This is a genomic window from Pseudolactococcus yaeyamensis (genome assembly GCF_054658615.1).
The window spans coordinates 1-9,758 of sequence record NZ_BAAGGP010000091.1 but is presented as its reverse complement, the minus strand read 5'-3'; the positions used below and the strand labels follow the sequence as shown (position 1 = coordinate 9,758).

Annotated in this window: 8 protein-coding genes; 1 reads left to right on the top strand and 7 read right to left on the bottom strand. The window is 39.5% G+C overall.

Annotated features, from left to right (window positions below; translation table 11 throughout):
* Nucleotides 1-345: 345 nt before the first annotated feature.
* The gene (locus ACYQ21_RS13315) at nt 346-2,511 is read left to right on the top strand and encodes an LTA synthase family protein (RefSeq protein WP_460058972.1); all 2,166 of its coding nucleotides are present in this window, start codon (nt 346-348) and stop codon (nt 2,509-2,511) included.
* 160 nt (nt 2,512-2,671) lie between these two features.
* Here the strand turns inward: ACYQ21_RS13315 and ACYQ21_RS13310 are convergent, their stop codons facing one another.
* The 7 genes from ACYQ21_RS13310 to ACYQ21_RS13280 all read right to left on the bottom strand — a co-directional run bounded on the left by ACYQ21_RS13310 (nt 2,672) and on the right by ACYQ21_RS13280 (nt 9,577).
* The gene (locus ACYQ21_RS13310; RefSeq protein WP_460058974.1) at nt 2,672-3,376 is read right to left on the bottom strand and encodes an SDR family NAD(P)-dependent oxidoreductase; all 705 of its coding nucleotides are present in this window, start codon (nt 3,374-3,376) and stop codon (nt 2,672-2,674) included.
* Nucleotides 3,377-3,437: 61 nt separating this feature from the next.
* On the bottom strand, nt 3,438-4,181 hold the full coding sequence (locus tag ACYQ21_RS13305) for an amino acid ABC transporter ATP-binding protein (protein WP_460058970.1): 744 nt from the start codon (nt 4,179-4,181) through the stop codon (nt 3,438-3,440).
* Nucleotides 4,165-4,920 (bottom strand): amino acid ABC transporter permease, encoded by a 756-nt coding sequence (locus tag ACYQ21_RS13300; RefSeq protein WP_460058968.1) that lies wholly within the window; start codon nt 4,918-4,920, stop codon nt 4,165-4,167. The genes ACYQ21_RS13305 and ACYQ21_RS13300 overlap by 17 nt, the downstream gene beginning before the upstream one ends.
* Nucleotides 4,920-5,633 (bottom strand): amino acid ABC transporter permease, encoded by a 714-nt coding sequence (locus tag ACYQ21_RS13295; RefSeq protein ID WP_460058966.1) that lies wholly within the window; start codon nt 5,631-5,633, stop codon nt 4,920-4,922. Before ACYQ21_RS13295 ends, ACYQ21_RS13300 begins: the two co-directional genes overlap by 1 nt.
* A 21-nt stretch (nt 5,634-5,654) precedes the next feature.
* Nucleotides 5,655-6,536 (bottom strand): transporter substrate-binding domain-containing protein, encoded by an 882-nt coding sequence (locus ACYQ21_RS13290; protein ID WP_460058964.1) that lies wholly within the window; start codon nt 6,534-6,536, stop codon nt 5,655-5,657.
* A gap of 34 nt (nt 6,537-6,570) precedes the next feature.
* Entirely contained in the window at nt 6,571-7,572 is a 1,002-nt protein-coding gene (locus ACYQ21_RS13285; protein ID WP_460058962.1) for a uroporphyrinogen decarboxylase/cobalamine-independent methonine synthase family protein, read from the bottom strand.
* A 496-nt stretch (nt 7,573-8,068) separates the two neighbouring features.
* Entirely contained in the window at nt 8,069-9,577 is a 1,509-nt protein-coding gene (locus ACYQ21_RS13280; protein ID WP_460058961.1) for a flavocytochrome c, read from the bottom strand.
* Nucleotides 9,578-9,758 lie beyond the last annotated feature (181 nt).

Here is a 9,758-nt window from a genome sequence, read left to right as displayed (position 1 = left end):
GTAAAAAGAAGATGAGCATTCGTCTCAAACGTTTTTCGTTATCAATGACTTTTCCAGATTATTTGGCACAGTTGTTTTCAATGTGAGAGCTGTTATTTTTAAAAACACGCTTCCTATTTTGAGATTGGGAGAGAGAGAGTCATGCGTTTGTCGTGGAAGGAGTGTTTTAAGACGATAAAAACATTAAAAGTAACAACTTTTTTATATTCTCTCGAAATACATGTGCATCAATATTTGCGAAAAAGACTAAAAAAGCGTAAAATGAAAGGAGATATTTTAGAGAAAATTTTGTCAGCCCCCTAAGTTTTGGCTTCTGAGGCTGACTATCAAAAGGAAACTATTAACTTGTTAAAGAAATTTTCAAACATTGTCTCAACACGATTGGGATTTACAGCGTTTTTAGCCATTTTGTATTGGCTTAAAACGATATATGCCTACTTTTTTAAATTTGATTTGGACTTTGACAACTCCTTTCAAATTCTTTTAGCAGTCCTCAATCCTATTTCAAGTTCACTTTTATTGATTGGATTGGCACTTTATATCAAGAACACCAAGCTTTACTATATCGTTTCGTTGGTCATCTATGTTGCCCTGACCTTTTTGTTATTTGCCAATTCGACCTATTTTGGTGAATTTACCGATTTTATCACGATTAATACGATGTTAGCTACGGGTAAAGTTTCAGCAGGACTTGGTGAAGCTGCGGCCAATCTATTCAATCTTACAGACCTCGTCTTTATTATTGACTTTGTCCTGATTGGCCTCTTGATGTGGCGAAAAATTATCCGTTTTGATCAAAGAGCTTTTAACAAACGCGCAAGCTTTGCAATTACCTCGCTTTCCATTCTAGCCTTTACAGTCAATCTCTTCATGGCTGAAATTGATCGTCCCGAGCTTTTAAGTCGTGGTTTTTCAAATACTTATGTCGTCCGCTACCTCGGTCTCGTTCCTTTTACTGTCTATGATGGTATCAAAACTTATCAGACAAATCAGGTGCGTAAAGAAGCCAAACCGACTGATGTTGATGAGGTTAAAAAGTACATCACAGAAAATTATGCTAAGCCTAATCCAGAGACCTACGGCATTGCCAAGGGGCGAAATGTTATCTATATTCACTTAGAAAGTTTCCAACAATTCCTCATCAATTACAAACTTAAGGTCACTGACGAGGAAACAAAAGTTGAAAAAGAGTATGAAGTCACACCATTTCTTAACTCACTTTTCAGCTCAAAAGAAACTTTTGCATTTGATAATTTTTTCCACCAAGTCAAGGCAGGGAAGACTTCTGATGCCGAAAATTTGATGGAAAATTCCTACTTTGGTCTATCACAAGGCTCATTTTTCGTCAGCAACGGTGGTAAAAATACCTTCCAAGCTGCACCAAATATTCTGGCACAAGTTGGCGGTTATACTTCTGCTGTCTTTCATGGCAATACACCAGCCTTTTGGAATCGAAATGAGGTTTATAAACAACTAGGCTATGACTACTTCTTCAGTCAGACTTACTTTGACGTTGACAAATCAAATTCCTTCCAGTATGGTCTACATGACAAATATATGTTTGGTGATTCTATTAATTATCTGGAACACTTACAACAGCCCTTCTACACCAAATTCATCACCGTTTCCAATCACTATCCTTATGTGCAATTTGAGGGTTCTGAATCTGGATTCCCATTAGCCAATACCAAAGACGAGACGATTAATGGCTATTTTGCGACAGCTAACTATTTAGATACTTCTGTCAAAGAATTCTTTGATTACCTGAAAACAACTGGTGTTTATAAAAATTCGATTATCGTACTTTATGGTGACCACTACGGGATTTCAAACTCTCGAAACCCTGACCTGGCTGAATTATTAGGTAAGGACAAGGAAACTTGGTCCAACTATGATAATGCCATGCTCCAACGCGTTCCTTATATGATTGTCGTGCCTGGTATGGATAAAGGTCATGTCAATCACACTTATGGTGGTGAGCTTGACAATCTCCCAACGCTGCTGCATCTCCTTGGCATTGATAATAGTCAATATCCTGAACTTGGGCAAGATTTACTGAGTCCAGATCATCGCAACTTACTCGCCATGCGCTCAACCGATAACTGGGTATCTCCGACATTGACCAATTACTCCGATCGCATCTATAAGACGGAGACTGGTGAAGAAATTACCAATCCTGACCCGAATACTCAAGCTGAAATTGACAAAAACAATAAGCGGTCTGAGGAACTTTTGAAAATCTCAGATGCGATTACGACAGGAGACTTGATTCGTTTCTGGCCGAATGATGGCTTAAAATTGCTTGACCCGAATGACTACTCTTATGTCAAAGGTCTGAAAAAAGCTAAGGCCATTGAGAAAAAACTGGGGGACAAATCAACCTCTATCTACTCTCAAAATGGTAGTAAATCAACTCAAAACCTCTGGAAAACAGAGACTTACCAAGAACTGCATCCTGAATTTGCGACAGACAAGTCAGGTGAGTCATCTAGTAGTTCAAGTAAAAAATAATAACAAAAGAGGTTGGAACAAAAGTCAGAAATTGCTTATTTTTGACAAATTTTGAAACTGAAAAACCGCATGAAATCAACGTTTCTAGAAACGAATTTCATACGGTTTTCGTATTTCTGAGACTTTTTTCCCAGTCTCTTTTTGTTATTGGATTTCATGACTATTGTAGTAACCAGCCACCGTCTACTGAAATTAATTGACCAGTTATGTAATTGGCCTCAGAGCTAGCCAAAAAAACTGCTTGATGCGCAATGTCATCACCTGTACCACGTTTGGATAAGGGTAAGCGGTCAACTAAGGCTTGGTAAACTGCTGGGTCACTATATTTTTCTCTTGTCATATCGGTATCAATACTACCTGGTAAAATCGCATTGACACGAATGCCTTGTTTGCCTAAATTTTTGGCAAGGTTTTTCGTTGCTTTATTCAGTCCTGCCTTACTGACACCATAGATGAGATTACGTTCTTCATCAAATTTAGAAGCAATTGAGCTAATATTGATAATACTACCAAAATCATCTTGTCTGGATACGAATTGGGCAGCGAAAGCTTGCGATAATAAAATAGGTGCAAGCAAATTGACTTGCAGCACACGTTGGCTATCACTCAAGTTAATATCTGCTAGACTGGCAGCAACGGCTATACCTGCGTTGTTAACTAATATATCGACTGATTCTCCACCTAATAGGTCTTTTACTTGATTAAAAACTGCTCCAGCATCTGTCAGAACAGCCAAATCTAAAATCAAGCCTTTAACTGACTGGATGCCATTAGTCTGAAACTGTGACAAAGCTTGAGTTAGCGTTTCCTCACGAGTTGCTGTAATTACAACCTTGGCACCTTTAGCTGCAAAGCGACTGGCAATGGCAAAGCCATGCCGCGCGAGCCTCCAGTAACAAGGACGTTTTTGCCTTTAAAGTCTTGACTCATGACGTTGCTCCTAAAATTCTAGACAAAAACTGCTGAGTCCGCTCTTCTTTTGGAAACTCGAAAATTTCCTCAGGTCGTCCTTGCTCCACAATCACACCAGCATCCATAAAGACAACTTCGCTTGCTACTTCTTTAGCAAAGCCCATTTCATGCGTGACAACAACCATGGTCTTTCCGCCTTTAGCTAGAGATTTCATAATGGCTAAAACATCACCAACAAGCTCTGGATCAAGCGCACTCGTTGGCTCATCAAATAATAGCACTTTAGGTTCGGCTGCGATAGCGCGTGCAATACCGACACGTTGCTGCTGCCCACCAGACAACTGACTCGGATAATGATGCGCAAACTCACGCAAACCAACTTTTTCTAACACATCCTGAGCAATCGTTTTAGCCGCATTTTTGGATAACCCAAGACCATAAATCAACCCTTCTGTGATATTTTGTTCAGCCGTTTTATTCGCAAACAAATTATAATTTTGAAAGACAAAGCCAGTATGTTTTCGAATACCTTGAATATCTTGCTTTGTCGCATTGGCAATCTCAATCGTCTCACCGTCTAGCTCAATTGAGCCTGAATCCGCTGGCTCTAAAAAATTAATACTACGTAAAAGGGTCGTCTTCCCCGATCCCGAAGGGCCCAAAATAACGACCACATCGCCTTGGTTGACAGTTAAATCAATTCCTCTCAAAACCTCATGACTGCCAAATTGCTTGTGCAAGTTACGGATGTTCAGCATATAAAACTCCTTTCTCAACTCTCGAACTTACCAACTTTTTTGAAGGCATGCGTCTGTCTAGGGCGGCATAGTCGGCTAACTTTTTAAAAACGAACTGAATCCCAGTACACACTAAAATGTAGATAGCGAAGATGACCAGATAGCTTTCGGCATAATTATAGCCATAACTGGCCTGAATTTTGGCAATAGCGGTGATATCTTTTACAGTCATGACAAAAACAAGCGAGGTTCCTTTAACTAGCGTAATCGCAAGATTACACAAGTTTGGCAAGCTTGAAACCAAGGCTTGCGGTAAAATAATCCGAGCGTAAATATGAAAGCTTGATAGATTAGCCACCTTGCCTGCCTCAAACTGTCCACCGTCAACGGCGAGTAAAGCAGAGCGAAAAATTTCAGCGACTGCTGCAATGGCAACAAGTAAAAAAACGGCACAGGCGTAAAAGAGTGGATTGACCTTAAAGACATCAATGACAATATCATGCGATTTAAAAAAGGCATTGAGAAAACTTGGCACAAAGCTATAAAAGAGTAAAATCAGAAGTATCAGTGGCGTTCCGCGAATAATCAAGGTATAAAGTCGCGCTAATTGACTTAGGACTGGAATTTTTTTGAGTCGTGCGATAGCTAAAAATATGCCCAAAGGTAGAGCCGTAATCAAGGCGAAAAAGGTGATAAAAAGGGTCGTTGGGATGCCTTTTAAGCTTTCGATAAAAGTTGCTATTAAATAATCGATTACCATTATGTTTGTCCCTCCAATCTTTGTCCTTTATGCCGACTCAATACTTTTTCAAGCTGGAGACTGCCACCTTCTATAATCAGCGCTACTGCCCAATAAACCAAAGTCACTGCCACATAAGTCTCTAAGCCAAAATTGCCTAAATTTCTGGAAATGATGTTCTGCGCCTGCCCCATAATGTCGACATAGCCAATCATATAAGCCAGTGAGCCTTCTTTGAGTAAGGTCAGTAAATTATTGGCAATATTTGGCAGTGCCACGACTAGGGCTTGAGGTAAGATGATTCTAAAAAACGTTCTAGTCTCAGATAAACCACTCACCAAACCTGCCTCCGTCTGACCTCTTGGAATCGCCAAATAAGCTGCTTCAAAAGTAACCGCAATATTAGCAGAAAACAAGAGGACGAGTGCGCTGATGACAAAGACAGACTTTGGCCAGCCATTGATGTCTACCAAAAAAATGGTTTCAATCAACTTTGGAAAGGCATAGAAGACCAGAAAAATCAAAACAATCGGTGGTGTACAGCGCATGGTTGAAATATAGTGCTGAGCGATTTTGTACTTGACACTCCCTGTTTGCAAGTGCCATTTTGCCAAAACAATCCCTAAAAGTGACCCTAAAATAGCAGTCAAAACAACGATTTTTAGCGTTTGGGGGAATTTTGCGAGAATATCCGGTAAAACTGACCAGACACGCTCCAGATGAAATGGAATCATAGTGTTTACCTCATAGGCAAGCTAGTCTTTTATGTAGGAAAAGACATCCTCACCGAAATACTTATTAGACAGCTTCGTCAGCGTCCCATCAGCCTCAAGTTCTTTTATCGCTTTGTCATAAGCTTTGGCAAAAGCCTCATTTATCGCATTTTTATGGATGATTGGATAAGTTGGAATCCCTTTATAGGGCACATAAGTTAGCTTGCTTGCATAGTCATGGTAAGGCCCGTCAGCTGCAAGTACTGAATTGTCAAAGCTTAGTTTAATGTCGAAGAATCCATCGTAACGGCCTTCTAACAGCCAAGCGTAGGCATCACTAATTGTAAATTGATCGGCGGCATCTAATTTTATCGGGGTCTTAGGATTGGTAGCGTTGAAATCTTCGATGACCTTATATTGAGCATTTTGTGGGCTAATAGGAATGAGCTTACCGTTTTGTTTCGCAAAATCTTCAAGACTGCTATATTTAGCCTTGTCTTCCGTTCGGAAGGTAAGACCAATAACCGATGCTGCGATTTTTTCTTCTGGAATGATAAATTTCTGCTCACGTTCTGGCGTTTTCCAAGCACCTTTTGTGCCAATATCATATTTGCCAGACTCCAAACCAATCAGTAAATCTTCATCACTTGTTGGGTTGTAGTTGAATTTGTAATCAGGCAATTTTTCATCTACTGCCTTTAAAACTTGGACTTCAAAACCATCTGATTCACCTTTATCATTGACAAAATCGTAGGGTTTGTAGCTTTGCGTGTGGGCGACTTGGAGGACTTTCTCGACCTTCGCTTTAGCACCTGTGGTGGGCAACTTTTTACTTTGTGTCGTTCTGATAGCAACAACGGTACCGGCTGCAATGACGATTGCAGCGCTGATTAGGACTTTTTTATTTTTATAGAATTGGCTCATAGATTAACTCCTTTTAGTGTGTCTCAGCTAGTGTTTAAACGGTAACGGATGGTCTGACAGCAGCTTTTCGAGCTGTTTCTAGATGGCTTAAATCGATATCGCGTGGCACTGTGCAGTCAGCACCGATTAAGAAACGGGTATCATCGCCAAAGGCATTGATAATCTCTTGGGTTTCTGCTGCGATGTCGTCTGTCGTGCCTTGATAAAGGACATCTTTTATTGTATTGCCAAAACCACCTAGTAGGACTTGATTTGGGAAAATCGAGCGACCTTGTGCTAAACTAACACCTTCAACAGCAGTCGCCCAGTTGATGATGTCTGCGGGATAATCTGAAAAGTCGCTTAAGTGATTGCTTGCGCCCTCATAACCACAGATGTGTAAAATATTAGTGCCACCAGCAGCTTTGGCAGCTTCTAAAACTGTGACATCACTCGGCTTAATCCATTTTTCAAAAATCGTTTGATCTGAGGTGCTTTGAATGTTTTGTGTGCTGTAATAAATCCCATCAGCGCTGCCTTGTTTAATTACTGCTGCTACTAAGGTTGCGATGTCTTGACTCACGATATCAAAAATATGCTTAACGACCTGTTCACTGTGACCATTGACAAAATTAACCAACTGATTGTCACCGCCCAAAATAATTTTGAGGTAGGTTGCGGGGGCAAAAATATTATAAAAAGAAAAAATATCTTCACTAAACTGAGCGCGTTGAGCTTTGACAAGTGCGACTTGCTCAGTCAGCCATACGTTATCATGACCAATTGATGTGACCGCTAGCAAGTCACCATCACTTGCTGTAGACCAGTTTAAAGCAGTGGGATAATGAAAATAACCATCACTCATGAGTTTAATAAAATCTGGCTCAAATGCTGAGATGAACTTTTGATGTCCTGTTACATTATCAGCGATTAAATCTGGTTGACTGGTCGCCTCATCTAATTCATCTTTAAAGAAATGGTACCAAAAACCTGTTGGAATTTGGTCAATTGCTTGACCATCTAAAATGGCTTGAAATCTTGCTCTCTTTTCTGACACTCTCAAATCCTCCTAAAATATGGGTAGTAAATACAAATTATTAGCTAATGCTTGATATTATTTTAACCTCAATTTTTCAACTTTGCCTTTCTTTTTTTTAATCTCGGTGTTAATTTTTTTAATAGCATATTTTTAATCAATTATCTATACTCGTTTAAATTTATAAAGTATACGCAACTTTTGAACTATTTTTTATCAATTCGGTCAACGGCTAAGCGTTTGTCCATCGACTAAGATTTTTTCAAAAATCAAGTCTACTGTACATAGCGTGGCACGTAATGCGCTAAAGCACAAAGATAATAACCAAACGACGAAGTGGCGGAAAATAGTCAAAAGTGTATACTTTATATGCTTAAACAAGTATAAAACCTGTAATGGGGTTATTTATCATTACATTACACAAAGTACTTTGAGATTATTTATAAATATAAAAAAACAACTCCTAAACCTAATAGAGTTGTTTATAAAGTAATCGTAATCCCTTTTGAATTCCTAATTATTTTTTGCTAACATATACTGCTGCTTGTGTACCTGCTTGACGACCAAAGACGATGATATCTGCTACGGCATTACCACCGATTCGATTATCGCCATGGAGACCACCTGTAACTTCACCTGCAGCATAAAGACCTTCTATAATCGCACCATCTTTCTTAAGAACTTGTGTCTCAGGATTAATTTTAACGCCACCCATCGTATGGTGAATACCCGGAGAAACTTCAATCGCATAGTAGGTGCCTATGATATCATTTGTCATGCCTGTTGTTCGGCCAAACTCACTATCGGTTTGAGAAGCCACAGTTGCGTTCCATGTGTTGACTGTTTGTTCAAGTTCAGCTTTTGCAATGCCTGTTTTTTTAGCTAATTCGTCTAATGAACTAGCGGATGTCACCATCTCTTTTGAGATATATTGCTCAATAGCTTTGACCGCTTGTTTGGTTTTATCACCGAAGAGGATATAAGCCGTTTGCCCTGTTTGTTTAAGTTCAGCTTCTGAGACTTTATCACGCGTTGACATCTCATTTGTGAAGCGTTTCCCTTCTTTATTAACCAGAATTGCCCCTTCTCCACGGACAGCTTCTGTTACGAGATAACCTGTTTTCTTAAAGACTGTCGGGTGAATTTGAATTTTATCCAAATCAGCGGTTGCACCACCTAATTTTTCAATCATTTTGATACCATCGCCTGTTGACCCTGCTGCATTTGTCGACACATAGTCTTTCAAATCAGGACGATATTTTTCAATCATCTCTTTATTTGCACCAAAGCCACCTGTTGTCACAATAACCGCTTTAGCTGAGATTTTCTTCTTATCTGTTTCATTGACTAGGACTTCAACACCTGAAATCTTACCATCTTTTTCTTGAATCTGTGTCACATCACTATTCACAAAGAGTGGGATATCTCTACTTTTAATATTTTTTTCCAAACCTGCGACAAGATACTGCCCGATAGCTGACCCATCAGATGGGCGATGGGTTCTGGAAACACTCATGCCGCCTGTTGTCGTTAGATTATCTAAGACAATTCCATTTTGGCTTAACCAATCAATGGCACTGGCTGAATGATCCACAAAATAACGTAGCAAGGCTTGATCGTTAGTCCCACCACCACCTTTTAGGGTCTCATCAAAGAATTTTTGATTGCTATCAGCGATGCCTTGGACTGTTTCAACGCTTGTTTCTGACGCGTTCATCCCTGCTGATGATTTTGAGGTATTGCCACCTGCAACCGGCATTTTTTCAAGAATCACTGGATTCATACCGGCATCTTTTGCCTCTATCGCAGCAGTCATCCCAGCACCGCCCGCACCGATAATCACAATGTCATAACTGTCTTTCATCTCAGAAAGCGGGGTGTAGCTATTATCAGCTGAAGCCCCCGCAGTTGCTTCTGATTTTGATGGCTTAGGTTTGACTTCTTCTTTTTTACTACCACAAGCTCCGAGCATGAACATTGCCCCTACAGTTAAACTACCTGCAAGCATTTTTTGCCATTTTTTCATAACCCCCTCCTTAATTCTCCTCTATTTTTAATTGTAAGTTCACTTACAATAACTATTATAACAAATTATGATGCTAAAAATAACTTAAATTCAGATACATTTTTAAACTAAAAAGATTAAAATTTGTCAGATACATTTCCTAATCTTTTTGCCATTTGTTTTAAAATCATTTGAGCGATTA

Bases quoted from the DNA above. Each gene is read 5' to 3' on its own strand.
- ACYQ21_RS13305 (WP_460058970.1), bottom strand. From the start codon at position 4,181: ATGCTGAACATCCGTAACTTGCACAAGCAATTTGGCAGTCATGAGGTT.
- ACYQ21_RS13300 (WP_460058968.1), bottom strand. From the start codon at position 4,920: ATGGTAATCGATTATTTAATAGCAACTTTTATCGAAAGCTTAAAAGGC.
- ACYQ21_RS13295 (WP_460058966.1), bottom strand. From the start codon at position 5,633: ATGATTCCATTTCATCTGGAGCGTGTCTGGTCAGTTTTACCGGATATT.
- ACYQ21_RS13290 (WP_460058964.1), bottom strand. From the start codon at position 6,536: ATGAGCCAATTCTATAAAAATAAAAAAGTCCTAATCAGCGCTGCAATC.
- ACYQ21_RS13280 (WP_460058961.1), bottom strand. From the start codon at position 9,577: ATGAAAAAATGGCAAAAAATGCTTGCAGGTAGTTTAACTGTAGGGGCA.